General features: G+C 57.6%; 25 protein-coding genes and 1 tRNA gene. 12 read left to right on the top strand and 14 right to left on the bottom strand.

All coding sequences use genetic code 11. The features are described 5' to 3' along the window. Positions 1-77: 77 nt before the first annotated feature. The 6 genes from O2N63_RS06785 to O2N63_RS06760 all read right to left on the bottom strand — a co-directional run bounded on the left by O2N63_RS06785 (position 78) and on the right by O2N63_RS06760 (position 4,386). Positions 78-533 carry an arsenate-mycothiol transferase ArsC gene (locus O2N63_RS06785; protein WP_271053502.1) on the bottom strand — a complete coding sequence of 152 codons (456 nt, stop codon included), beginning with the start codon at positions 531-533 and terminating at the stop codon, positions 78-80. A gap of 3 nt (positions 534-536) precedes the next feature. Continuing rightward, positions 537-1,019, bottom strand: coding sequence for a UPF0262 family protein (locus O2N63_RS06780; RefSeq protein ID WP_271053501.1), 483 nt, complete (start codon positions 1,017-1,019; stop codon positions 537-539). Between the two features lie 4 nt (positions 1,020-1,023). Next, positions 1,024-2,331 (bottom strand): histidinol dehydrogenase, encoded by a 1,308-nt coding sequence (hisD, locus tag O2N63_RS06775; protein WP_271053500.1) that lies wholly within the window; start codon positions 2,329-2,331, stop codon positions 1,024-1,026. Positions 2,332-2,462: 131 nt separating this feature from the next. Next, complete coding sequence (locus O2N63_RS06770; protein ID WP_271053819.1) at positions 2,463-2,936, bottom strand: DUF2948 family protein; 474 nt, start codon at positions 2,934-2,936, stop codon at positions 2,463-2,465. 8 nt (positions 2,937-2,944) lie between these two features. Beyond that, on the bottom strand, positions 2,945-4,210 hold the full coding sequence (gene murA, locus O2N63_RS06765; RefSeq protein ID WP_271053499.1) for a UDP-N-acetylglucosamine 1-carboxyvinyltransferase: 1,266 nt from the start codon (positions 4,208-4,210) through the stop codon (positions 2,945-2,947). 14 nt (positions 4,211-4,224) lie between these two features. Beyond that, the gene (locus tag O2N63_RS06760) at positions 4,225-4,386 is read right to left on the bottom strand and encodes a hypothetical protein (protein ID WP_271053498.1); all 162 of its coding nucleotides are present in this window, start codon (positions 4,384-4,386) and stop codon (positions 4,225-4,227) included. 91 nt (positions 4,387-4,477) lie between these two features. Here O2N63_RS06760 and O2N63_RS06755 point away from each other — a divergent pair. The 4 genes from O2N63_RS06755 (at position 4,478) to O2N63_RS06740 (ending at position 6,857) form a co-directional block, all read left to right on the top strand. Continuing rightward, positions 4,478-4,552, top strand: a tRNA-Thr gene (locus tag O2N63_RS06755). 193 nt (positions 4,553-4,745) lie between these two features. After that, positions 4,746-5,357, top strand: a complete 612-nt coding sequence (locus tag O2N63_RS06750; protein WP_271053497.1) for an autoinducer binding domain-containing protein — start codon at positions 4,746-4,748, stop codon at positions 5,355-5,357. Between the two features lie 76 nt (positions 5,358-5,433). Then, positions 5,434-6,021: an acyl-homoserine-lactone synthase gene (locus tag O2N63_RS06745; protein WP_271053496.1), complete on the top strand. Its 588-nt coding sequence runs from the start codon at positions 5,434-5,436 to the stop codon at positions 6,019-6,021. A gap of 227 nt (positions 6,022-6,248) precedes the next feature. Next, on the top strand, positions 6,249-6,857 hold the full coding sequence (locus O2N63_RS06740) for an outer membrane protein (protein WP_271053495.1): 609 nt from the start codon (positions 6,249-6,251) through the stop codon (positions 6,855-6,857). A 96-nt stretch (positions 6,858-6,953) separates the two neighbouring features. On the opposite strand, the gene O2N63_RS06735 is transcribed toward O2N63_RS06740, so the two are convergent. From O2N63_RS06735 to O2N63_RS06725, 3 genes are all read right to left on the bottom strand, one after another. Then, on the bottom strand, positions 6,954-8,846 hold the full coding sequence (locus O2N63_RS06735) for an acyl-CoA synthetase (RefSeq protein WP_271053494.1): 1,893 nt from the start codon (positions 8,844-8,846) through the stop codon (positions 6,954-6,956). Positions 8,847-9,019: 173 nt separating this feature from the next. After that, positions 9,020-10,828, bottom strand: a complete 1,809-nt coding sequence (locus O2N63_RS06730) for an ABC transporter transmembrane domain-containing protein (RefSeq protein WP_271053493.1) — start codon at positions 10,826-10,828, stop codon at positions 9,020-9,022. A gap of 276 nt (positions 10,829-11,104) precedes the next feature. Further along, complete coding sequence (locus tag O2N63_RS06725; RefSeq protein WP_271053492.1) at positions 11,105-11,923, bottom strand: DUF2189 domain-containing protein; 819 nt, start codon at positions 11,921-11,923, stop codon at positions 11,105-11,107. A gap of 165 nt (positions 11,924-12,088) precedes the next feature. Here O2N63_RS06725 and O2N63_RS06720 point away from each other — a divergent pair, with 165 nt between their 5' ends. After that, positions 12,089-13,021 carry a DUF1045 domain-containing protein gene (locus O2N63_RS06720; RefSeq protein ID WP_333780727.1) on the top strand — a complete coding sequence of 311 codons (933 nt, stop codon included), beginning with the start codon at positions 12,089-12,091 and terminating at the stop codon, positions 13,019-13,021. On the opposite strand, the gene phnN is transcribed toward O2N63_RS06720, so the two are convergent. Continuing rightward, entirely contained in the window at positions 12,976-13,554 is a 579-nt protein-coding gene (gene phnN / locus O2N63_RS06715) for a phosphonate metabolism protein/1,5-bisphosphokinase (PRPP-forming) PhnN (protein WP_271053491.1), read from the bottom strand. The genes O2N63_RS06720 and phnN overlap by 46 nt on opposite strands. A gap of 369 nt (positions 13,555-13,923) precedes the next feature. On the opposite strand from phnN, the gene O2N63_RS06710 reads away from it, so the two are divergent. Both O2N63_RS06710 and O2N63_RS06705 read left to right on the top strand, forming a co-directional pair. Further along, entirely contained in the window at positions 13,924-14,049 is a 126-nt protein-coding gene (locus O2N63_RS06710) for a hypothetical protein (RefSeq protein ID WP_271053490.1), read from the top strand. A gap of 102 nt (positions 14,050-14,151) precedes the next feature. Then, positions 14,152-15,276: a THUMP domain-containing class I SAM-dependent RNA methyltransferase gene (locus O2N63_RS06705; RefSeq protein ID WP_271053489.1), complete on the top strand. Its 1,125-nt coding sequence runs from the start codon at positions 14,152-14,154 to the stop codon at positions 15,274-15,276. Here the strand turns inward: O2N63_RS06705 and O2N63_RS06700 are convergent. From O2N63_RS06700 to O2N63_RS06690, 3 genes are read right to left on the bottom strand one after another with little or no spacing between them, the layout of a single operon-like run. Further along, positions 15,273-15,668: a carboxymuconolactone decarboxylase family protein gene (locus O2N63_RS06700; RefSeq protein ID WP_271053488.1), complete on the bottom strand. Its 396-nt coding sequence runs from the start codon at positions 15,666-15,668 to the stop codon at positions 15,273-15,275. The genes O2N63_RS06705 and O2N63_RS06700 overlap by 4 nt on opposite strands. Positions 15,669-15,688: 20 nt before the next feature. Beyond that, positions 15,689-15,976, bottom strand: a complete 288-nt coding sequence (locus O2N63_RS06695; RefSeq protein ID WP_271053487.1) for a DUF1330 domain-containing protein — start codon at positions 15,974-15,976, stop codon at positions 15,689-15,691. A 2-nt stretch (positions 15,977-15,978) separates the two neighbouring features. Next, complete coding sequence (locus tag O2N63_RS06690) at positions 15,979-16,665, bottom strand: GntR family transcriptional regulator (RefSeq protein WP_271053486.1); 687 nt, start codon at positions 16,663-16,665, stop codon at positions 15,979-15,981. 101 nt (positions 16,666-16,766) lie between these two features. Here O2N63_RS06690 and O2N63_RS06685 point away from each other — a divergent pair, with 101 nt between their 5' ends. From O2N63_RS06685 to O2N63_RS06665, 5 genes are read left to right on the top strand one after another with little or no spacing between them, the layout of a single operon-like run. Next, positions 16,767-17,369 carry an amino acid synthesis family protein gene (locus tag O2N63_RS06685; protein WP_271053485.1) on the top strand — a complete coding sequence of 201 codons (603 nt, stop codon included), beginning with the start codon at positions 16,767-16,769 and terminating at the stop codon, positions 17,367-17,369. Further along, the gene (locus tag O2N63_RS06680; RefSeq protein ID WP_271053484.1) at positions 17,341-18,144 is read left to right on the top strand and encodes an alpha/beta fold hydrolase; all 804 of its coding nucleotides are present in this window, start codon (positions 17,341-17,343) and stop codon (positions 18,142-18,144) included. Before O2N63_RS06685 ends, O2N63_RS06680 begins: the two co-directional genes overlap by 29 nt. After that, on the top strand, positions 18,141-19,067 hold the full coding sequence (locus tag O2N63_RS06675) for a flavin reductase (RefSeq protein WP_271053483.1): 927 nt from the start codon (positions 18,141-18,143) through the stop codon (positions 19,065-19,067). The genes O2N63_RS06680 and O2N63_RS06675 overlap by 4 nt, the downstream gene beginning before the upstream one ends. Further along, positions 19,064-20,101, top strand: coding sequence for an LLM class flavin-dependent oxidoreductase (locus tag O2N63_RS06670; protein ID WP_271053482.1), 1,038 nt, complete (start codon positions 19,064-19,066; stop codon positions 20,099-20,101). The genes O2N63_RS06675 and O2N63_RS06670 overlap by 4 nt, the downstream gene beginning before the upstream one ends. 21 nt (positions 20,102-20,122) lie before the next feature. Continuing rightward, positions 20,123-21,586 (top strand): aldehyde dehydrogenase, encoded by a 1,464-nt coding sequence (locus tag O2N63_RS06665; RefSeq protein WP_271053481.1) that lies wholly within the window; start codon positions 20,123-20,125, stop codon positions 21,584-21,586. A 444-nt stretch (positions 21,587-22,030) separates the two neighbouring features. Here O2N63_RS06665 and O2N63_RS06660 read toward each other — a convergent pair whose 3' ends face one another. Next, the gene (locus O2N63_RS06660; RefSeq protein ID WP_271053480.1) at positions 22,031-23,254 is read right to left on the bottom strand and encodes an NnrS family protein; all 1,224 of its coding nucleotides are present in this window, start codon (positions 23,252-23,254) and stop codon (positions 22,031-22,033) included. Between the last annotated feature and the right edge of the window lies 1 nt (position 23,255).

The raw sequence follows: 23,255 nt of genomic DNA, 5'->3' as shown, positions 1-23,255 counted from the left end.
CACCGCGGAACACTGCACTGGGGTGGCCGAGCAGACCAAAAGAGATTAACTCCGACATTGCACCTGAGAGGAGGGGCTTACGCCTCTGTTGGCACCCCAAACAGCTCGAGCATCTTGTTGCGGATCTGATCGCGTGCCTGTCGATAAGCGTCGAGCTTTTCTTCTCGGCGTGCTCCAATCCCGGTTGGGTCGAGGATCGGCCAATAAATCACATCCAAATGATAGTGCCGGGTCAGTTCCTGCGCCCGATGCTGGCTGGCTGGTGACAGGGCCACCACCAGATCAAAGCTCGACAGGTCATCCCCCCATTCTTCCATCTGGTCAAAGCTGCGCACCCTGTGGCCGGACAGTTCAATCCCTAGCTCATCGCAGACCGCAATCGCAAACCCGTCGATTTCCAATTCGGAATGCACGCCTGCCGATTGCACATAGATATCTTGACCATAGAAGGCCTTCATCATCCCTTCAGCCATCGGTGAACGCACCGAATTATGATCGCAACAAAACAGAACCGAGTGGGGGCGACTAACCATGCATTACCCCCAATGCAGAACGCAAATCAGGGTGAACAGGCGGCGCGCGGTATCAAGGTCGATCTCAGCTTTGCCTTCCAGACGCTCTTGCAACACGCGCGCGCCTTCATTGTGAATGCCGCGCCGTGCCATGTCGATGGCTTCGATCTGGCTGGGGGGCAGCTTTTTCACCGCATCGAAATAGCTTTCACAGATTGCGAAATAGTCTTTCACCACCTGCCGAAACGGGCCAAGAGACAACACAACGGCGCCCGCCTGATCACCACTTTCGGTCTTGGCGTCCAAGACCAGACGCTTTTCGCGGATGCCAAGGCCCAGATGATAGGGGCCATCCGGCACGACGTGATCGCCCCGTGCCACAAGCTCAAAGGAATTGTCTTCGAGAAGATCAAAAATCGCCACTTTCCGTTCCTGCTCAATCGCAGGAGTGGGGGCAGCAAGCCCGGTTTCATCGATATTGATATGGGTGATGCGGTTGGTGCTCATGATCTCAGGTCTGCTCGTTCAACGCTTCCAGCCGCGCACGCACGGACAATCCATGCGCCTCGAGGCTTTCGGAAATGGCAAGGGCTTCGGCTGCCGGGCCAATGGCGGCAAGGGCGGCAGGGGTCATCCGTGCCAATGTGGTGCGTTTTACAAAATCCATCACCGAAAGGCCTGATGAAAAGCGGGCCGAACGGGCGGTGGGCAGCACGTGGTTCGGCCCACCCACATAGTCACCAATAGCTTCCGGCGTAAACTGGCCCAGGAAGATTGCGCCCGCGTGGGTGCATTTCTCGCCCAGCGCATCCGGGTCCTCCACGCAAAGTTCCAAATGCTCGGGAGCGATCCGGTTCGACAGCACCGCCGCCTCGTCCAGATCACGCACGGTGATCACCGCGCCGAAATCACGCCAGCTTGCACCCGCGATCTTGCGCCTTTCGAGCGTTTCAAGACGCTTGTCGACCGCCTCGGCCACCGCGCGCCCAAATGCTTCATCGGTTGTGATCAGGATCGACTGTGCGCTTTCGTCATGTTCAGCCTGGCTCATCAGGTCCAGCGCCAACCAATCGGCATTGTTATCGGCATCAGCAATCACCAGGATCTCGGACGGACCCGCAATCATGTCGATCCCCACCTTGCCAAAGACCCGCCGTTTGGCCGCCGCCACAAAGGCATTGCCCGGACCGGTGATCTTGTCAACGGGTGCAATGCTCTCGGTGCCATAGGCGAGCGCGGCCACCGCCTGCGCGCCACCTACGCGGTAAACCTCGTCCACACCGGAAATCTTTGCCGCCAACAGTACGAGCGGGTTCACCACCCCATCAGGCGTCGGCACGGTGATCGCCAAACGTTCGACCCCAGCCACCTTGGCCGGGATCGCGTTCATCAGAACCGAAGAAGGATAGGTCGCCAGCCCGCCGGGCACATAAAGCCCAGCGGCCGACACCGGCGTCCAGCGCCAACCCAGATCAACCCCGCTGGCATCGGTCCACATCGCATCCTGTGGCAATTGCTTCTCGTGATAAGCCCGGATCCGCGCCGCCGCCAGTTCCAGTGCCGCCCGATCCGTTTCTGATACTTTGGCACATTCCGCCTCGATCTCGGCTTCTGAAAACCGCAATCCGCCCGCATCCAGTTCCAGCCGGTCAAACTTCGCCGTCAATTCCAGAACCGCGGCATCGCCACGGGTGCGTACATCTGCAATGATGCCCGCCACGATGTCATCCACCTCAGGGCTGTCCTCACGCTTCATCGATAGAAGCTCGGCAAAACGCGCCTCGAAATCGGCATCCTGACTGTTCAGAAACTGGGGCATTTCGATCTCCTTTGCCCTTCTCCTATCGACCTGCCCCCCTACGCTCAAGCCCTCCCCGCCCTCCGGCGCTTTTTTCTTGCCGAAAATACCTCGGGGTGAGCGAGCGTGCCTCGCGAGGGGCGGCGCCCCTCTTACTCCGGATGCTCCGGCGTGTGCTTCGAAGGTGCAAGATACGGCCGCGTCACGTCCTGAAGCGTCACATCCAGAGTCTCGACCTCCAACTGAATGGCCCCGTCGCCCGCCAGCGTCAATTCCACCACTCCGGTACCATCTTCTCCTGCCTCAAAACTTATCGACAGAAGCGACAGGATCGTGTCCGCGTCACGCGAAACACCCTGACTGCGCACTTTCTGAACATCCGAGACCGACAAAACCGACTGGACCCGCTCCACGTCACGCCCGCGCGTCTGTGCAGATTGCATGTCTTCCCAGCGAAACCGGTTAATGAGCAGGGAAAATCGCCGCTTGCCAGCCTCCCATGACATTTCCGATGCCGGAAACACCGCATCCTGTGTCAATGTGGACAGGACCTGCAGGTCCTCCTGATCATAGGCGAGCAGGCGCAGCGCCTCTTCGCCCCCATCTTCAAACCGTGCGTCATGCATGTCGCTCATCACTCCTTGATACGTTCGATCTTGGCCCCGATCGAGGACAGCTTGCGCACCACTTTCTCATAGCCGCGATCCAAGTGATAGACGCGGCTGACGATGGTCTCGCCTTCCGCCGCCATCCCTGCAAGGATCAGCGATACTGAGGCGCGCAGATCGGTGGCCATCACCGGCGCGCCCTTGAGCTTCTCAACGCCATGCACCGTCGCGGTCCCGCCATGCACTTCGATATTGGCGCCCATCCGGGTGAGTTCAGGGGCGTGCATGAAGCGGTTCTCAAAAATCGTTTCATGAAGCGTCGAGGTGCCTTCGGCGGTACAAAGCATCGCCATCATTTGCGCCTGCAAATCAGTCGGGAAACCGGGGAAGGGTTCGGTGGTTACATCCACCGCCGATACGCGCCCATTTTTGCGAGCAACTTTGAGGCCACGTTTGGTCTCTTCCACCTGAATACCGGCCGCATCCAGTTTTTCACAAAAGTTTTCGACCAGAGAAATGCGACCGCCAAGGCACTCAACCTCACCGCCGGCAATGGCCGGGGCCAGCATATAGGTGCCCAGCTCAATCCGGTCGGTGACAACGGGGTGCGTGGCCCCATGCAGGCGATCCACACCCTGAACTACAATCTCAGAGGTGCCGTCCCCTTCGATCTGCGCGCCCATCTTACGCAGACAGGTCGCCAGATCGACGATCTCCGGCTCGCGCGCGGCATTTCGAATAACCGTGGTGCCTTTGGCCAAAGTGGAGGCCATCAGGATATTTTCCGTTGCGCCCACCGACGCAAAAGACAGCTCGATCTCAGCGCCTTTCAAACCGCGCGGCGCCTTCGCGTGCAGGTAACCATCCCTGAGGTCAATCTCAGCACCCAGCTTCTCAAGCCCATAGATGTGCAGATCCATCGGACGGGCGCCAATGGCACAGCCACCGGGCAGCGACACAACCGCGTGGCCCAGACGCGCCAGCATTGGCCCCAGCACTAGGTTCGAAGCGCGCATCTTGCGTACGATGTCATATTCGGCCACGTGATTGTCGAGGTCATGGCTCGACATGGTCAGAACCTGCCCATCCTGCATCGAGGCCGCTTCCGCCCCCAGCGATTCGAGCAACTGCGTCATCGTCTTGATATCCGACAGGCGCGGCGCATTGGTCAGCGTCAGCGGTTCTTCGCTTAGAAGCGTCGCCGGCATCAGTGTCAAACAGGCGTTTTTCGCCCCGGCAATCGGAATTTCACCACGGAGTTCCCCTCCGCCTGTCACCACAATAGAATCCATTTGAACCGCCTCTCTTAATCTTTATTCTCGGTTTCGGCCTGATCAGCCTTGTTTACTGCCCGTACACGGGCCTGCGCCTTGCGTCGGCCCATATTTGCCTTCAGCGCAGCTTTCAACCGATCTTCGCGAGTTTGCCCTTTTTTACTGGGCTTTGCAGGTGCGTTTTTCTTTTCCATGCCGAATTATTTACCCCAGACGAAAAAAAGGGTCCAGAAGGGGCTTGCGCCCTTCGTCGAATATGATTATTCCCCGCCCCACAACAGAGATGCTGTGGTAGCTCAGTGGTAGAGCGCACCCTTGGTAAGGGTGAGGTCGGGAGTTCAATCCTCCCTCACAGCACCATCTTCCCCTTGAAAGTCTGACCTTTTTTTCACTCGGCCGACGCCGATGATTGTTATGTCTTTTGGTCTCAATTGCGGTAAACATCCCACATAGCGTCCGTTCCCCCTATAAAATCACGACCTAAAGCGGATTACCCCACGGCAGGTCGCAATTTTGGGTTGTAATGATCCACTAAGGTAAACAGAATTTAACCATGGGACGAAATCAGAGTATCGATTCTTTGTTATCCGAGTTGGCCCCCTTGGCTCAGGCGGGGTATTTTATTGGATTGCACATTCGATTTGCCTCTCCGCTCATGACCTTCCAGACCTTTCCACAGGCCTGGACCGACCATTACACCCAAAACGCCTATGCCCTGCGCGATCCGCTAATCGCCACGGGCATTTCTCATACCGGCGCCATCCGCTGGAGCGACATTGCACTTCCTGATCCGTTCGGAATCATGGATCAAGCCAAGGAGTTTGGCCTGATCTATGGCGTCTGTGTCTCCTGTGGGCCGATGACCTCGCGCACTGTGGCCAGCGTGGCCCGCGGTGACCGCGAATTTACCGATGAAGAGATCGCAACCATTAGCGGTGTGATCCTGCGACTGCATCATGAAAGCCAACCCCCTGACAGCCTGACCCCGGCCGAGATCGAGGCGCTGCAAATCCTCGCCTCGGGAGAGCGGTATGCTAATGGCGCCGCCCTGTTGGGTATTTCGGAAAGTGCTTTAAAAGCGCGGCTGACCTCAGCCCGTAAGAAACTATTTGCGCGGACATCCGCAGAAGCGATTCAGCGCGCCAAAGATTACCGTCTGATTTAGCAAGTCAGACGGCCACCCCGGGCAAACTCCGCTGCCACAGGATTTGCCTATTTGCTCAACCAAACCTGGAGGGAACATGCAAACCACCACTCTTTCGTTCGAAAACTTACACAACCATGGCGAGCTTTTTGCGAATCTTCTTCGCGCTAGACGGCAAAGCTTCATTGTGCAAAACAATTGGGACCTGCCCGAAGCGATGGGCATGGAATACGACCAATACGACACACCAGCCAGTCGCTGGGTCGCGGTACATGAGTTCGGCCGTATTCTGGCCGGCATTCGCCTGACCCCCACCACCACAAGCTGCGGGATCTATACCTACATGATCCGCGATGCGCAGCGCGGGCTGCTGGATTCAATCCCGCAGGATTTGCTGTATGGCGAGGCCCCGATGGCAGAAAACATCTGGGAATCGAGTCGCGTTTTTGTCGCCCATGATACGCCGCAGCGCATTCGCAATATCGTGCATGGGATGCTGATCAGCGAGATGACCAAATCCGCCCGCGAACTGGGGGCAACCCAGGTGCTTGGATTGATCCCCGCGGCCTGGCCTCGCTTTGCCAAACGGCTGAGGCTGGATGCGCATGCAGCCGGTCGGGTGATGCATCTCGATGGAGTCGACAATCAGGTTGTGACCATCAATCTGACTTCGAAACTGCACTAAAACAGGCACTGCCTGAGCATTAGATCTAAAGGGCGCAGGGATGCGCCCTTTTTATGCCGCCCCCCTCCGCCCGCCGGTTTCTGGAAGGTTGACGCATTTTCTGATATTATAGCGTCAGGTGTCACAAACTGCCGGAGCACGCGACCGGTACGTTTCGTGCTGGCATGTATCCGGCAAAACTGTCTGCGGACCGAACGATCCAGTTCCAGACAGAAAGGACGGACGCTATGCATATATCGCTTCAAAACACTGCGCTCTCTGCCGTGATCGCGATTGGTTTGGTTGCCACGACAGCCGGAACTGTACAGGCTGGCACTCTGGATGCCCCCAACGTCTCATCTCCTCCTGTTTTCACAGAGATTTCCCGCGCCTCAACCCCCGATTGGACCGGTCCCTATGTCGGTGCCCAGATCGGCTATGGCGATGTGAACGCGTCTGTTGGCGCGGCCAATGGTGATGGCATTATTGGCGGCATCATTGCAGGTTATGATTTTGACATGGGTGATTGGGTTCTCGGCGTTGGCCTCGACTACGACTTTGCAGAGATTGACGTTGGCACGGCCACGACGCTCGAAAACATACTGCGCGTCAAAGCACGCGGCGGGCGTAAAGTTGGCAGCGGGCTGATCTATGGCACCGCTGGTTATGCCCATGCCTCAACCAGTTCGCTTGGCAGCGATGGGGGTTTTTTCGTAGGTGCAGGATATGAACAACGGATTTCCGACCGGTTCTCATTTGGGGCTGAAGTACTGTACCACGAGTTTTCCAGCTTTAATGGGTCTGCCAATGCTATCGACGCCACCACCGTGCATCTGCGCGGGATATGGCGGTTCTAGATCAAGATCCCACAGCCCAAAAAAATAACATCCCCGTGGCAGCACGGGGATGTTTGATGTTTTCAGAGAGGTGTTTCGATCAACCCATCGGCGGGGTCAGTCCATCCACTCGAAGGGACGGGTAAACTCACCCAGACAATGGCTGACAGCTTCGTAATCCACCTCGCCCGTGGCACGCAGTCGCGCAATCAACCCGCGCTTCTTATCGTCGATCACTTCGGCAACGAAGGCGTCGTGCCCCGCATCGGCCAGCGCTTTGTCATAAATCCGCGCGATGGCTTTCTTGCGCAGATCCGGTTTGAACACCTTGCCAACAGCGGTTTTCGGCAGCTCATCCAGGATCTCGATATATTTCGGCAGGGCGGCTTTCTCGTGGATATGCGTCTTGGCATAGTCCCGCAGCTCTTCGGGGGTGGTCTGCCCACCGGCCACAAGCTCTACATACGCGCAGGGAAGTTCACCCGAATAGGCGTCGGGCTGACCAATGGCACCCACCATTGCGATGGCCTCATGACCTGCCAGACATTCTTCGATCTCTGCCGGATCAATATTGTGGCCACCCCGGATGATCAGGTCTTTCGCACGCCCCGTAATCCAGAGGTATCCGTCCTCGTCCAGACGCCCAAGATCTCCGGTGCGCATATAGGTGCCACCGGCAAACATGCCAGCGTTCTTTGCGGCTTCGGTGTAGGTATTTCCGGTAAACACACCGGGGTTGGTCAGGCAGATCTCACCCACTTCATCCACACCATGCTCCTTGAGGATCGTACCGCTTTCGTCGCAGGACAGAATCTTCACCTCGCAATAGGGGAACGGCACACCAACCGAGCCGACTTTCTTGTCCCCCGCAGGCGGGTTACAGGACACGAGGCAGGTGGCCTCGGTCAGGCCATAACCTTCGACGATATTCACGCCGGTTGCGTCTACAAAGCGGTTGTAAAGCTCGATCGGCAGCGGGGCTGATCCCGAAAACGCGGTCTTGAGTGTCGACACATCCGCATCCACCGGGCGCTGCATCAGCGCGGAAATCGCGGTCGGCACGGTGATCATGAAGGTGACTTTGTAGCGCTCGATCAGTTTCCAGAAGTTGTCAAAGACACCATCTCCGCGATAGCCGGCCGGGGTCGGATGCACGAAATGCGCGCCTGACATCAGGCAGGACATCCAGATCACGTGCACCGCAAACACGTGGAACAGCGGCAGCGGACACATGATCACGTCTTTTTCGTTGAACAGAAGGTTCGCGCCCAGCCAGCCGTTATAGACCATGCCAGAGTTCTTGTGCTGCGCCACTTTCGGCGTGCCGGTTGTGCCACCGGTGTGGAAGTAGGCCGCCACGCGGTCCTCACCACTTTCAGTGAAATCCAGCACCTTGTTCTGCTTGGCCAGCTCCGCGTTAAAGTTCAACACGCGCGCATTGTGCTTGACCGGCACTTTCGGGCGCACCAGCGGAACAATCCAGCTTTTCGGTGGGCTCAGGTATTTGTTGAGGTCAATCTCGAGCACCGTCTTTACATTGGGCGCCATCGCCACGGCTTCATTGGCAAGCTGGGCCACCTCGGCCTTGGGAAACGCGCGCAGGGTGACAAGCACCTTGGCATTGGTTTCGCGCAGAATACCCGCCACCTGTTCAGCATCGAGAAGCGGGTTGATCGGGTTCACGATCCCGGCAATTCCCCCGCCCATCAGCGTGTACATTGTCTCGTTCGAATTGGGCAGCAGATAGGCAACCACATCATTCTCACCTACGCCCAGCGAGCGGAACAGGTTCGCCGCCTGGCAGGACCGTTCCAGCATCTCGCGCCAAGTGACCGTTTCCTTGGCATCCGTCGGGCCGGATGTCAGCTGAAACGAAGCCGCCGGACGGTCCGGAAACTTATTCGCCGTGCGTTCGAGCATCTGGTAAAGGGTCGCCGGTTTATCGCGCTCGTCCCACTTTATTTCGGCCTCAACCGCATCCCGGTCACTCATTGAGCCAAAATTATACATTCTTCTTCCTCCCTGCCCCATTTATGAGGTCGTTTGATCACCGCGAGCATGATGACAAATACCTCACTGGGCAAGGGGAACGTGACGTGGAAGTAAAGTGCAGTCACGTCACTTTGCAAAAAAATGGGCCATCCTGGGTAGGATAGCCCAAAAATTCATGAATTTTCTCAAGTTTACGCAGGGTTAGGCATCTCAAGACCCTCGGTGAACTGCAATCGCGCCAGATGCGCGTAAAGCCCATCCTGCTCAACCAGCTCGTCGTGGGTGCCCTGTGCAACGATTTCACCTTCGTCGAATACGACGATCCGGTCGGCCTTTTTCACCGTGGCCAGACGGTGTGCCACAATCAATGTGGTGCGCCCCTGCGCCAACTCATCAACCGCGGCCTGCACAAGAAGCTCGCTCTTGGCATCCAGTGCCGAGGTTGCCTCATCAAGAAGCAGGACCGGAGCATCGCGCAGGATCGCACGGGCAATCGCAATGCGTTGCTTCTGCCCCCCTGACAACATCACGCCGCGTTCGCCCACATAAGTGTCATAACCTTCGGGCAGTCGTATCAGGAAGTCATGAGCGGCAGCAGCTTTTGCGGCCGCCTCGACCTCGGCATCGGTGGCGTCAGGGCGACCGAAACGAATGTTCTCGCGCGCCGATGTGGCAAAGACCACCGCATCCTGTGGTACCAACGCCATATGCTGCCGGAATTGGTCCCGACGCATGTCGCGCAGGTCGACCCCATCCAGCTTCACCGAACCGGTGGCCGGATCATAGAAGCGTTGCAAAAGCTGGATGATGGTGGATTTGCCCGCGCCCGACGGGCCGACAAGTGCGACGGTCTCACCGGGTTTCACATCGAGGTTCACCCCTTCAAGGGCCGCAAAATTCGGACGGGCCGGATAGTGAAAGGTCACATTCTCAAACGTGATCGCGCCTTCGGGCCGCGCGGTGATGGCCACCGGCTGGGCCGGGTCCTGCACGTCATCCTCCGCATTCAAAAGCTCGACCAGACGTTCCGTGGCACCGGCCGCGCGTTGCAGCTCGGACCAGATTTCCGAAAGCGCCCCAACGGCGCCCGCCACCATGACCGAATAGATCACGAACTGTACCAATGCACCAATCGACATGCCGCCCTCGGTCACGTCATGCATCCCGATCCACAAGATGCCCACCACGCCGGAAAAAATCAGGGTGATCACAATCACGGTCATGATTGCACGGGTGGTGATGCGCACGCGCGCGCTGTCAAAACTGGATTCGGTAAACTCGGAGAATTCCTTCCGGCTTAGATCCTCATGGGTGAACGCCTGCACAGTCTGCACTGACAAAAGCGCCTCAGACGCATTGCCCGAGCTTTTGGCGATCCACTCCTGATTCTCGCGCCCCAGATTGCGCAGCTTGCGCCCCAGCAAGATGATCGGAACCACGACAATCGGCACCAAAAGCAGCACCAGCCCGGTTAGCTTGGCCGAGGTAAACAGCATCAGAATAAGCCCACCGATAAAGATGAACGTATTGCGCAGCGCAACCGAGACCGAGGACCCGATCACCGACAGGATCAGCGTCGTGTCGGTGGTGATCCGGCTCAGCACTTCGCCGGTCATGACCTTTTCGTAAAAGGCCGGGCTCATCCCCACCACGCGGTCAAACACTGCCTTGCGGATATCCGCCACAACACGTTCGCCCAGACGGGTCACGAGGTAATACCGCAGCCCCGTTCCCACCGCGAGCATCGCCGCCACCACGAGAGCTGCCAGGAAATACCGGTCAAGCAAATGCGGCGTCGCCTCGCCGAACCCGTCCACCACGCGGCGCACAGCGATCGGCAGGATCAGCGAAATGCCGGCCGTGAAGACCAGCGCGACAAAAGCCGCAAGGATCCACAATTTTTGGGGGGCCATGAAGGGCCACAGCCCGCCAAGCGCTCCTATCCGTCTGGACTTCTCGCGCTCGTCGATGTCCATCCCAGCATTCTGTCGTCTCGCCATGAACCGCTCCTTTCGAGCAGAGATAACGGCCCCGCCGCGCGGGAACAAGGGCGAGACAGGCGAAAGGTGGCTGAAAGATAGAGGACGTATGGGCATTTCGGTTTTTTTGCCATGTCAGCCCCCGTCATGGCCCGTTATGCCGCTTCACCAGATCAGAGAATGAGCGTCGGTCACTTTTGGTGTCCATGTTGGTGTCCGTGAGGAATGATCACCTGCGGGATGAAAAAGCACGTAGCCCCTTAAGGTAGTAGCCCCTTAAGGTACTGGTTGGATTGATCACCCCTCCATTGGTTGCACGGCCCGCTGATAAAGATGCCATGTGGTATGGCCAAGGATCGGCAAGGTGAAGATCAGGCCCAGAAACGCCGGAACCAGAGACACCAGCGTGGTGACCGAGATGATCGCCGCCCAGGTGAGCATGACCACCGGGCTTTCCGTGACCACGCGAACGGACGTGAGCATGGCGGTGATGAAATCGATCTTCCGTTCAAGCAGCATGGGCATAGCGACGACAGTCACCGAAAACAGCACAGCCGACAGGATTGCACCTGCGCAGGTGCCAATTGCAAGGAAGGTCCAGCCCTCTGGTGTGAAGAACACGACGTTCAAAAACCCTTCAAAATCCGAGAAGGATGCGTCCTGCAATATGATCGCCAGCCAAAGCCGAACCTGGTACATCCACACCCAGAAAATGAACAGGGTGACAAAGGCCATCCAGCCCATTTCACGCTTGCTTTGCTTGGCAATGACGGTGAGGATTTCGGACCAGCCGAAACTCTCTCCCTTCTGCAACCGGCGGGACATTTCATAAAGCCCGGCAGCGGCGAAAGGCGCCACCAGCGGAAAGCCTACAACGGCGGGAATGATCATCCAGATCATTTCGAGCCAGACCATGCTCCAAACAAACAGACAGCCAAAAACCGCATAAAATAGACCAAAGAAGCCGCTCATGACGGGGCGAGCAAGAAAGTCGGAAACACCGGCCTTCAGCGATGCGGTGATGTCACCCGCAGTCACCTTATAGATCTCGGGCGCGGCCTGATGCTCAGGCGTCAGATCGTCCGGTGGTGTAGAACCTGTGGTCTTGGACGTCATGGCACACTCCTCCCACAACATTATGCAGCGCTGTTCCGTTTCCCAACGGACCCAGCGGTGAAACGACGTCTCTCCTCCTGCCACAAGTTTGCATTAGGTGATGTATTAGGCAAGGGGCGTATGGTCGCTCGGTCCGCAGCGCCGACAATGACTTAGGCATTCCAGATGTTTGGCCTTATGTTTGAGATGAAGCTGCCTGACCGGACACCTCTCATGGGTGTGAAAGCTGACGTCATCGCGTCAAAGGTGTGCAACGTTCCGCGGGGGCTGTCGTCAGTTGATCTTGCCATTCTTCAGATCAAGACCGTTATTGGTGAAGGCCCCGATATGGCAATCAGCTGTCAGGCGTTGCCATTAGAAATAAGCCAATCGCAACATCAGGCCAGAGAGGGTGAGATGAAATTCAGTCGCTTTGCGATCTATTACACGCCGACGCCGGGCCCATTGGCAGATTTTGGCGCTCGCTGGTTGGGCTGGGACATGTCCCGTGGACAGGAAACGCCCCACCCCGACCTGCCGGGTCTTCCTGCGAAAGAGATTTCCGAGGTCACACAGAACCCCCGCAGATACGGTTTTCACGCTACGATCAAACCCCCGTTTCACCTGGCACAGGGCGCTGATGCCGCAAGCCTGACCCACGCCTTTCAGCGTGCGGCACAAGAGCGGCCACCGGTCACGCTGCCCGGCCTGAAACTCTCTCGGATCGGCGGTTTCCTTGCCCTGGTCGTTGATGGAGATCAGACCCCGGTGGCCCAGCTCGCCGGACATATGGTGGCAACGCTGGACCATTTCCGCGCCCCGGCCACGGATCAGGAACTCGCCCGTCGCCGCAGGGCGGGGTTGACGCCCAGACAGGAGGAGATGCTGCTCACATGGGGCTACCCCTATCTGTTTGACGAATTCAGATTTCACCTGACCCTGACTGGGAAGCTCGACGTCGACCACGCCGGGCGGATCTCCTCCACGCTGGAGCCAATACTGACCCCGCTCCTCCCCTGTCCGTTCACGATTGGGGATTTGACACTGGTGGGAGAAGACGCGGCTGGAAATTTTCACGAAATCTCGCGCATTGCGCTCGGCGCATCAGGCGCGGTCTGATCCGCAAGGGCTGACAGGATGGTGTGAACCGTATCCACCAACGGCCCGTCATTCGTCACCTCAATTGCGTTCACTCCCACTGGGAGCGCCACCCTGCGCGCCAGCCGTCTGGCAATGCCATCCTCACTTTCCCGTCCGCGGGCTGCCAGCCGTTTTGCCAAGACTTCTGGTGAGGCTGTCAGGCTGATCACAGATTGGGGAAATTTTGCCTGCGCTTCAGCAAGCACGGTGCGCGACAGGTTCACCAGAACCGTGCGTCCCTGCTTCAAACGGGCCAATTCCGCCTTCGGGACGCCGTAGCGCAGACCATGCGCTTGCCAGTGCAGGGCAAAGCGGCCTGCCAGAAGATCCTTCTCAAAGGCGGTGTCATCACAGCTTTCAAACCGCTCCCCTCCTGCCTCGGAAGGTCGGGTGATCACACGACGTCCGATGCGGAAATCAGTTGCGGTGGCCAATGCCTGCATCACGCTGTCCTTGCCAACTCCTGAAGGGCCGACAACAGCGATAAGGCGACCTGTGCGCGGTGTCGGCATCACGCCCCTATTTCCGTCTGGAATGAGGCCAGATTGGGTGTAACGCCGTATTCGGGTGCATCCATGGTGTTTTTGGAGTTCTTGTCAGCAATCATAAATACACTTTCTTAAACCGCGTGCCGCAAGCCAATACATTTATCACTGTAATTGCAATTCATTGACTTCATCTCAAACGAAACAGATCGCAAATCTGCAAGCAAATGCAGCACAGGTCAATCATCACGGTGCGCCTCTCCACGGTCCCATCCGGATGCATATCACTCTGCCCAGATCTCCCTTAGCGCGAATTTTTCAAAAAATGGCCACTTTCTTGCCTCCTATGTGAAATAGACAAGCCTTGTGACTAATGAGGGATAAGGAGTTGATCACATGATGCTCGGTATCGCAAAGGCACTGTTATTGGTATTCTCGGCCGCTTTGATCGGGAAAGTTCTCATGAAGCGTTATCCGGATTCCGGATTTAATCTTTTCGGCAAAAAAGCTGACGAGAAATAAGAAAGGGGCCACGTTTTTACGTGGCCCCTTTTCAATGCACCGCGCGGCAGGCAGGGGCACTCCTCTCTTTCCCTCCGGCGCACGACCCGCTACACCGCCCCCATGACACAAGCACGGTTGGAAATTTTCCTTGTCGCCGCTCCGGGGTTGGAGCAGGCATTGCGGACCGAGGCCCTGTCCTCGGGGTTTTCCGCCCCCAAGGCGGTGCCCGGAGGTGTTGTGTTTCAAGGGCGCTGGCAAGAGGTCTGGCGCGCCAATCTTGTGCTGCGCGGTGCGACACGGGTTTTGATGCGGATCGGCCAGTTTTCAGTGGCCCATCTGTCTCAGCTCGACAAAAAAGCGCATCAGGTCGACTGGGCGTCTGTGTTGCCGCAAGGGGCAACGGTGAAGGTTGAAACCACCTGCCGCAAATCCAAGATCTATCACGACCGTGCGGCCAGTGAACGGATTGAAAAGGCTTTGGTCGACGTGGTCGGTGCGCAAATTTCATCCGATGCCGAGATCATCGTGAAGGTTCGGATCGAAAAAGACCGCTGCACGATCAGCCTCGACACATCAGGTGACAGCCTGCACAAGCGCGGCCACAAGACCGCCACCGGCAAGGCGCCGATGCGCGAAACACTGGCGGCGCTATTCCTGCGCGAGATGGGGTTTGACGGATCGCAAACGGTGCTCGATCCGATGTGCGGGTCAGGTACGTTTGTGATCGAAGCGGCGGAATGGGCCGCGGGGCTGATGGCCGGTCGCGACCGGAGCTTTGCCTTCGAAAAACTTGCAAGTTTTGATCCTGAGACCTTTAAAAACATTAAAGAACGGGAAGCACAGGGCTTTAAAAACTTTAAAGATTTGCCGCCCCGCTTCTTTGGTTCAGATCGCAACGCGGGCGCCATCAAGAACAGCCAGCGGAACGCCAAAGCTGCGGGCGTCGAAGAGATCACCCAATTCACGCACGCCGCAATCAGCGATCTTGAGCGCCCCGACTGCCCCCCCGGAATTGTCATCGTAAACCCACCCTATGGCGAACGGATTGGCGATAAACGCCAGCTTTTTGCCCTGCACGGGCGGCTGGGTCAGGTGATGAAAGAGCGGTTTTCCGGTTGGCGCGTGGGGATCATCACATCAGATGGCGGGCTTGCCAAAGCGACCGGTTTGCCGCTTTTGCCCCCCGGTCCGCCAGTGGATCATGGCGGGTTGCGGATCAAGCTTTACCAGACCGACGCGCTCTAGGGTTGCTCTTCGACGGGCAAAAGACCTCTTTCTGTCAACACCTTACGTGCAATCCGAAAACATTCGACGCCCTGCGGAACCCCGCAGTAGATCGCAATCACATGGATGGCAGCGCGGATTTCTTCGAAGGTGACGCCATTGTTGATCGCGCCATTCAGGTGCAATTCCCATTCATGCATCTTGCCCAGCGCACCGATCATCGACAGGTTCATAAGCGAGCGGGTCTTGGCATCAATTGCCTCATCGCCCCAGCCAAACCCCCAGCACCATTCAGTCATCGCCTCCTGAAACGGACGGGTAAACTCATCAGCGGCTGCAAGGTTTTTCTCAACATATTCAGCGCCTAACGTGGCTTTGCGCTGCGCAAGCCCGGTCTCAAAGAGATCGCTCATCTTGTGTCCTTTCAGGGGGCTCACTCCAGCCCTTCAATAATTGCAATATCCGCCTCACATGCGCCCTCACGATGGGTTCTTGCGGCTTGGTACGCATCGCTTTCATAGCAAGCACGCGCCGCCTCGAGGCTGTCAAATTCGATCACAACACGGCGTTGCCAAGGCGTTCCTTCAAGCGTCTCCGCATCTCCGCGCGCCAGAAATCTTGCTCCGTGGGCGGCAAAGGCTTCTGGAGCAAGCGCTTGATAGTCTGTGTATTTATCGGGATCTGTCACGGTTACATTGGCAATCCAATAGGCTTTTGGCACGATTATTCCTCCGCCTCATCTTCCGCCAATAGTCGATCCGCAATCGCCGCGGTGTCATCCAAATGACGGCCAACGGCTTGCCGAGCGGCCATCGGATCCCCAGCGGTGATGGCATCACAGATCGCCTGCATATGCACCTGTCCGGGCTGTGCGCGATCCGTGGAAGACAGCGTCATCATTCTCAGCCGACTGATCCGCCCGTTCAAGCGCTGCACGATCTCCCACGCAATGTGATGCCCGGCCCCTTCAAAGATCACGGAATAGAAATCTGACGAGGCGCGGAACAATGCCCCCGGTGTTTTTTCCTTCCGCGCTGCTTGCAGATTTTCCAGCGCCTCTCGTAACATCTTCACCCGATCCGGCGTGATCTGGCGTGCACAGGTTTCGGCCGCATAGGTCTCGAGCATCCGCCGGATGTCGTAGATCTGACGCGCATCCTCGCGGTTCATGGTCGCAACAATCGGGCCGCGCCCCGGCAGGATTTCCACCAGCCCTTCCGCCTCAAGATACCGAATTGTCTCACGAATTACGGTTCTACTGACGCCAAGCTGATCGCAAAGGGGGCGTTCCACCAGCCGCTCTCCGGGTTTGAAATGCCCTTCAATGATCGCGTCGCGCATACGTTCCTGCACCATGTCGCGCAGGGTCATTGGGGGCTGATCGATCGGGGCAAGGATGCTTTTGGTCATGGGGGATGTGTTAGCAGCGCAGGGGTCATCGGGCAAGATCATATTGACTTATTGTATAATGGTATACCATCCTACCGCCAACGAATCGAGAAAGGTCCCCCATGCCCGCTGAAATCCGCAAAACACTGCTGCATGTCGAAGAAACCCTGATTGAAGGGGGCAAAGCGGCCGAGACGCCACTGAAAATGATTGCGGCTATTGCCGTGATCCAAAACCCTTGGGCAGGCCAAGGGTTTGTCGAAGATCTGCGCCCAGAAATCCATGATTGCGCACCGGGACTGGGCGAATTGCTGACCAAGATGGTGCTGGACGCCGCGGGCGGTGGCGACAAGGTAGAAGGATATGGAAAGTCCGCTATTGTTGGGTTGAATGGCGAGGTGGAGCACGCCTCGGCCCTCATCCACACGCTGCGTTTCGGCAACCATTATCGCGAAGCCGTAGGGGCAAAATCCTATCTGGCTTTCACCAACACACGCGGGCCTGCAAATGCCCCACTGCAGATCCCGCTGATGGACAAAAACGACGGTGGCAAACGCAGCCACTACCTGACCATCGCGCTGCAAGTGGCCGACGCCCCCGGCCCGGACGAAATCGTGGTGGCGCTGGGGGCATCGATTGGCGGTCGTCCACATCACCGCATCGGCGATCGCTATCAGGATCTTAAGGAACTGGGTCATGACGTCGACAACCCTGCAGCTGTCTGATCACTACGGCACATTGTCTTGCCGTGAAGCGGGCTCTGGCGCGCCGTTGGTACTGCTTCATGGCGTAGGCATGCAGTCAGAAGCATGGGGACCGCAGATCGCGGCCTTATCTGCCACACATCGTGTCATTGCACTGGACATGCCGGGGCATGGAGGGAGTTCTCCCCTTCCTGAAAACGCACAACTAGCTGATTTTATTGACTGGTTGGACGCATCCATCACCGCGCTTGAACTTGAGCACGTATGCCTTGCAGGGCATTCCATGGGGGCGTTGATCGCTGCAGGATACGCCGCCACTCACCCAGAAAAACTCACCCGTGTGGCTTTGCTCAATGGGGTTTTCCGACGCACAAATGAGGCTCGCAATGCGGTCATCGCACGCGCCGATGTGATCCGCTCCGGCGGTTTCGACTTGGAAACACCTCTGACCCGCTGGTTTGGGGACAGCCCGATTGAACAAACCGCACGCAGGCAGGTATCTGGCTGGCTGAGCGAGGTGGATTTGGGCGGATATGCCACCGCCTATGGCGCCTTTGCACGTGGGGATGACACCTATGCCGATCGCATTTCGGACATCCCCTGCCCGTTTCTGGCCATCACCGGAGACGGTGATCTGAACTCTACCCCTGCCATGTCACGCGCCATGGCTGAAGCCGCACCCTTGGGTCGTGCTATGGTGATCAAAGGCCATCGCCACATGGTCAATCTAACCGCCCCCGACGCAGTAAATGCGGCCCTTGCGGATTGGCTGACAACCGAAGGAGAGACATCATGACCGAGATCGATCCCCGCGCCCTGCGCAATGCCTTTGGCGCCTTCATGACCGGTGTGACCGTGGTCACCACCAAAGATACCGAAGGCAACCCCGTCGGGTTCACGGCCAACTCCTTCACATCTGTCTCGCTCGATCCGCCCCTTGTGCTGGTCTGCCTTGCCAATACATCAAGCAATTACGAAACCTTCTCGGCAACACAGGGATTTGCCGTGAACATCCTCTCCGAAGGGCAAATCGAGGTTTCTAACACCTTTGCCCGCCCGGTCGAGGACCGGTTTGCCGCGGTGGATTGGTTGGATGGCCCACATGGCTCCCCGGTTTTTGTGGGCACCTCCGCATGGTTTGACTGCTCCATGTTCAACACAATAGATGCAGGCGACCATCTGATCCTGATCGGCAAGGTCGAGGCTTTTGAAAACGACACCGCCCCCGGTCTGGGCTATGCACGCGGGGCCTATGTGACCCCCGCCGCCGAGGTGGATGCCTTGAGCAATCAGGCCAACCTGATGGTGTCCGCCCTCATCGAACAGGACGGCAAGATCCTTCTCGTCGATGCGGGCGATGGGCGTCTTACCCTGCCCGAAGCCAAAGTGAGAAAAGACGGGGCCTCTGCCGCCCTGACCCGTTTGATTGATGATCTTGGTATCACCGCCGATCCTGGGTTCATCTATTCCGTCTACGAAGATGAAGCGCGCGAAAATCAGCACATCTCGTTCCTCTGTCAGGCTACAGAAGGCTCGCCCTCTCGCGGTCTTTTCACCGAGCTCAACCAATCCACCCTGATGGACATCGCGGATCCCGCCATGTGCACCATGCTGGAACGGTTCGCTCAGGAGGCCCGTATGGGGAATTTCGGTGTGTATTATGGCAATCAAGTGAGCGGCAAAGTCCGCCCACTGTCGCAAGGGAGCAAACCCGAATGAAGTTTTCGCTATTTGCGCACATGGAGCGCATTTCCCCCGATCAGGATCAGAAACAGCTGTATGACGAGTTCATCGAGCTGTGCAAAATCGCCGACCGTGGCGGGATGCATGCAATCTGGACCGGTGAACATCACGGGATGAATTTCACCATCGCGCCGAACCCGATGCTGAACCTGATCGACGTGGCGCGACACACCGAGAATGTACGTCTGGGCACCGGCACGGTGATTGCCCCTTTCTGGCACCCGATCCGACTGGCGGGTGAAGCGGCGATGACAGACATCATCACCGAGGGGCGGCTGGAGCTTGGCATCGCCCGCGGCGCTTACGAATACGAATATGAGCGGCTTATGCCCGGAATGGACGCCTGGGAAGCGGGCCAGCGCCTGCGCGAATTGGTGCCTGCGGTGAAGGCCCTGTGGAAAGGTGATTATGAGCACAATGGCGAGTTTCACCAGTTCCCGAAAACCACATCTTCTCCGCAGCCTGTACAGGAAGACGGACCACCGATCTGGGTTGCCGCCCGCGACCCGAACAGCCATGAATTTGCGGTCTCCAACAGATGCAACGTACAGGTCACCCCGCTGTGGAAAGGCGACGAAGAGGTTGCCGACCTGATGAGCAAGTTCAACGCGGCTTGCGAGAAATTCGCCGACATTCCGCGCCCGAAAGTCATGCTGTTGCAACATACCTATGTGGCTGCGGATGAGGCCGACACCAAGCTGGGCGCGGAAGAACTCAACCGTTTCTACTGCTACTTCGGCGCTTGGTTCATGAACAAGCGTGAGGTCACGCAGGGGCTGATTGATCCGCTGACTGAAGAAGACATCGCAAACCACCCGTTCTACTCGCCCGAAGCGATGGAGCGGGATCTGGTGATCGGCACGGCCGATAAGGTGATCGAGCGGCTCAAGGGTTACGAAGCGCTGGGTTATGATGAATATTCGTTCTGGATCGACAGTTCGATGAGCTTCGAGCGCAAGAAAGCGTCACTGGAGCGGTTCATCAACGAGGTCATGCCTGCGTTTCAATAACGCCCTATAAGGATAGAAAACATGCAGCAGTTTCAGCAGTATATCGGCGGCGCATTTGAGGATGGCACAGCGCAATTCGACAGTCTTGATCCGGCCACCGGGCAGGTCTGGGCAAATATGCCCGAGGCCAGTGCGGAAGATGTGAACCGTGCGGTGGTGGCCGCTGAAACTGCTTTTTTCTCATCTGAATGGGCAGGGATGACGGCCAGTGCACGGGGCAAGTTGCTGTTGCGTCTGGCCGAATTGATTGCGGAAAACGCACCGCGTCTGGCCGAGCTTGAAACCCGCGACACTGGCAAGATCATCCGCGAAACTTCGGCCCAGATTGCTTATGTGGCGGAGTATTTCCGCTATTACGCGGGGCTGGCCGACAAGATCGAAGGGGCGCATCTGCCGATCGACAAGCCGGATATGGAGGTCTGGCTGCGCCGCGAACCATTGGGGGTCGTGGCGGCGGTTGTGCCGTGGAACTCACAACTGTTCCTGTCGGCGGTCAAGATTGGCCCGGCGCTGGCAGCGGGTTGCACCGTGGTTTTGAAAGCCTCGGAAGACGGCCCCGCGCCGATGCTGGAGTTTGCCCGGATCTTTGATCAGGCGGGGTTTCCCAAAGGGGTTTTGAATGTGATCACCGGAGGGCCAAAAACCGGAGCGACTCTGACAAGCCACCCGAAAGTAGCCCATGTGGCCTTTACGGGAGGGCCGGAGACCGCACGTCACATCGTACGAAATTCGGCCGAGAACCTCGCCTCCACCTCACTGGAACTGGGTGGGAAATCCCCCTTCATTGTCTTTGACGACGCGGACCTGGACAGCGCCGTGAACGCGCAGGTCTCAGGCATCTTTGCCGCTACAGGGCAAAGTTGCGTAGCGGGGTCACGTCTGGTGGTGCAGGACACAATTAAGGAAGAGTTCCTTGCCCGTCTCAAGGAAAAGGCCGAGGCCGTGGTGATCGGCGCCCCCGATGACATGGCGACAGAAGTCGGCCCGCTTTGCACCCGGAAACAGCGCGACCACGCGATGGATCTGATCGAAAGATCCGTGGCGCAAGGTGCAAAACTGATCACAGGGGGGCATCCGGTGGATCGCACCGGGTTTTATTTCCCACCGACCATTCTAGATTGCGACGATGCCCGCGACGCCGACAGCCTGACCAATGAATTCTTCGGCCCGGTGCTGTCTGTCGTGAGCTTCAAGGACGAAGCCGAGGCAATCGAGATCGCCAATAACACCCGGTTTGGACTGGCCTCAGGTCTCTTTACCCAGAACCTTACCCGCACGCATCGGATGATCCGCGCGATCCGGGCGGGCATTGTTTGGGTCAACACCTATCGCGCTGTCAGCCCAATTGCGCCATTTGGTGGGCATGGGTTGTCGGGCCATGGCCGCGAAGGTGGGATTGAGGCGGCATTGGAATATACCAAAATCAAATCTGTTTGGCTGCGTACATCAGATGATCCAATCCCTGACCCGTTTGTGATGCGGTAAGGCTCACCCTTTGATCAGCGGCCCACGTCGTTCCTAATCCCCCAATCAATTGCTACGCATCGCCTCAGATGCCTATCATAGCCCAGGCCCATCGCAGCCTGCGTTGGGTCGAGAGGTTTGTTTTTTGGTATACCGCACCTTCTGCAACCTACCCTACCCGGTTCAGAGGTGCGGACGCCCTTGTGGATCGCAAAACCTCGATCAATCCCTTTCTGGCGCGCTTTGAGTGATGCAAAACACACTTTGAGCGATGCTTTTCCAGACGCCTGCTCATGACACCTGGTTGGCGGATGTGGACCGGCAGACATTATTTGCACGGTTCAGGCTTTGATTGTCAGGTTTCGATCTGCAAGGGCACTATCTCTAGGTCTCAGTGACGGTGCCCTGCTGCGCCTTGGTCATTTTCCGTTGAATGTCATGCCCCCAATGACACCCAACATGTCGTCAAAATCGGCGCGCGACGGGTTTTGCCATCCAGATTGGCCAGAAATGCCAGGTAAAAAGGGCGTATCCCGCAAGCCAGAGGATGGCTGAGATATGAGCAGCCCAGCCATTCCCAACCGGATATGCCGCAAGAAAGCGCAGCAGGACGGAAAGCAGAACCAGGTTGTACGCCATTGCCAGCCGGGGTGAGGCATGAAGTGGCTTCCCTGCATGGGCGAGGCTTGCACGGGATATGATCGCAAGGGTCATGATGCCGATCCCGCCTGCCATCCAAAGGTGGAGTGCACCAAGAAACGGGACCAGACCAGTCGAGAGGCCTGACAATCCCAAGGCGAGAAACCCAAGAGGAACAAACAGGTACCCCGCATGCAGCACCCAAAGGAGCGGTTCTTGGCGCACTGCCCAGCTCCGCCACCGCATGAGGCGCACCAACTGCCCCATCCCCACCAGAATAAACAGCTCACTGATCAGTGGTGACGAAGGGAAAACCGTCCAGATGAAAAGGGCAAGTGCGGTTGAGATAAGCACAAGCTTGTCGATGATCCCAAAAGCAGCCGGGAGCGCAGCCCTTCCTGCTTTAACCAGCCAATTCCGCGTAAAACTCGGAATAACTCGACCACCGACAAGAGAGATCAACATGATCGCGGTGGCCACGCCTAGGCGCATTCCGACACCATTGGCGGCAAATCTCCCTTGGGCAGCATCTACATGAAACAGCATGTTTCCCAGAATAAAAAACCCGAACAGGGCGAGCAGAGGCAGGTTCTTCCAGCTTCGCCCAGCCGCGACTTCGCGCAGGATCAAAACGAAGAGGGCCAAAGGAAAGGCCACATCCGCAGCCGCGGTGAGATAGGGTGACATCAGAGACGAGGTCGCCACGGCAAGCCGCCCTGCCCCCCAAATGGCCACCAGCCCGGCAAGAGGCCAACCCAGTACAGGCAATCGCCCGGTCCAATTCGGCACGGCTGTCAGCATAAACCCGGCAAGGGCAGCACCAAGATACCCAAACAGCATCTCATGCGCGTGCCAGGTGATCGGGTCAAATCTTGACCCCAGAACCGGCACACCCGCCAGTGCCAACAGCCAAAGCGCCATTGCCAGCAGAGCCCAAACGCTGGCGACCAGAAAAAACGGTCGATAACCGAAACTCAAAACCGAAGGACCAGACCAGTTTCGCACCCGGGACGAGCTGTTCTGAGCAGGTTTCTTCCTTGCGTCACTCATG

This window comes from Aliiroseovarius salicola (assembly GCF_027891095.1).
Classification (GTDB): domain Bacteria; phylum Pseudomonadota; class Alphaproteobacteria; order Rhodobacterales; family Rhodobacteraceae; genus Aliiroseovarius; species Aliiroseovarius salicola.
This window is presented reverse-complemented; position numbering and strand designations above follow the sequence as displayed.

Bases quoted from the DNA above. Each gene is read 5' to 3' on its own strand.
- O2N63_RS06785 (WP_271053502.1), bottom strand. From the start codon at position 533: ATGGTTAGTCGCCCCCACTCGGTTCTGTTTTGTTGCGATCATAATTCG.
- O2N63_RS06780 (WP_271053501.1), bottom strand. From the start codon at position 1,019: ATGAGCACCAACCGCATCACCCATATCAATATCGATGAAACCGGGCTT.
- hisD (WP_271053500.1), bottom strand. From the start codon at position 2,331: ATGCCCCAGTTTCTGAACAGTCAGGATGCCGATTTCGAGGCGCGTTTT.
- O2N63_RS06770 (WP_271053819.1), bottom strand. From the start codon at position 2,936: ATGCATGACGCACGGTTTGAAGATGGGGGCGAAGAGGCGCTGCGCCTG.
- murA (WP_271053499.1), bottom strand. From the start codon at position 4,210: ATGGATTCTATTGTGGTGACAGGCGGAGGGGAACTCCGTGGTGAAATT.
- O2N63_RS06760 (WP_271053498.1), bottom strand. From the start codon at position 4,386: ATGGAAAAGAAAAACGCACCTGCAAAGCCCAGTAAAAAAGGGCAAACT.
- O2N63_RS06750 (WP_271053497.1), top strand. From the start codon at position 4,746: ATGGGACGAAATCAGAGTATCGATTCTTTGTTATCCGAGTTGGCCCCC.
- O2N63_RS06745 (WP_271053496.1), top strand. From the start codon at position 5,434: ATGCAAACCACCACTCTTTCGTTCGAAAACTTACACAACCATGGCGAG.
- O2N63_RS06740 (WP_271053495.1), top strand. From the start codon at position 6,249: ATGCATATATCGCTTCAAAACACTGCGCTCTCTGCCGTGATCGCGATT.
- O2N63_RS06735 (WP_271053494.1), bottom strand. From the start codon at position 8,846: ATGTATAATTTTGGCTCAATGAGTGACCGGGATGCGGTTGAGGCCGAA.
- O2N63_RS06730 (WP_271053493.1), bottom strand. From the start codon at position 10,828: ATGGCGAGACGACAGAATGCTGGGATGGACATCGACGAGCGCGAGAAG.
- O2N63_RS06725 (WP_271053492.1), bottom strand. From the start codon at position 11,923: ATGACGTCCAAGACCACAGGTTCTACACCACCGGACGATCTGACGCCT.
- O2N63_RS06720 (WP_333780727.1), top strand. From the start codon at position 12,089: ATGTTTGGCCTTATGTTTGAGATGAAGCTGCCTGACCGGACACCTCTC.
- phnN (WP_271053491.1), bottom strand. From the start codon at position 13,554: ATGCCGACACCGCGCACAGGTCGCCTTATCGCTGTTGTCGGCCCTTCA.
- O2N63_RS06710 (WP_271053490.1), top strand. From the start codon at position 13,924: ATGATGCTCGGTATCGCAAAGGCACTGTTATTGGTATTCTCGGCCGCT.
- O2N63_RS06705 (WP_271053489.1), top strand. From the start codon at position 14,152: ATGACACAAGCACGGTTGGAAATTTTCCTTGTCGCCGCTCCGGGGTTG.
- O2N63_RS06700 (WP_271053488.1), bottom strand. From the start codon at position 15,668: ATGAGCGATCTCTTTGAGACCGGGCTTGCGCAGCGCAAAGCCACGTTA.
- O2N63_RS06690 (WP_271053486.1), bottom strand. From the start codon at position 16,665: ATGACCAAAAGCATCCTTGCCCCGATCGATCAGCCCCCAATGACCCTG.
- O2N63_RS06685 (WP_271053485.1), top strand. From the start codon at position 16,767: ATGCCCGCTGAAATCCGCAAAACACTGCTGCATGTCGAAGAAACCCTG.
- O2N63_RS06680 (WP_271053484.1), top strand. From the start codon at position 17,341: ATGACGTCGACAACCCTGCAGCTGTCTGATCACTACGGCACATTGTCT.
- O2N63_RS06675 (WP_271053483.1), top strand. From the start codon at position 18,141: ATGACCGAGATCGATCCCCGCGCCCTGCGCAATGCCTTTGGCGCCTTC.
- O2N63_RS06670 (WP_271053482.1), top strand. From the start codon at position 19,064: ATGAAGTTTTCGCTATTTGCGCACATGGAGCGCATTTCCCCCGATCAG.
- O2N63_RS06665 (WP_271053481.1), top strand. From the start codon at position 20,123: ATGCAGCAGTTTCAGCAGTATATCGGCGGCGCATTTGAGGATGGCACA.
- O2N63_RS06660 (WP_271053480.1), bottom strand. From the start codon at position 23,254: ATGAGTGACGCAAGGAAGAAACCTGCTCAGAACAGCTCGTCCCGGGTG.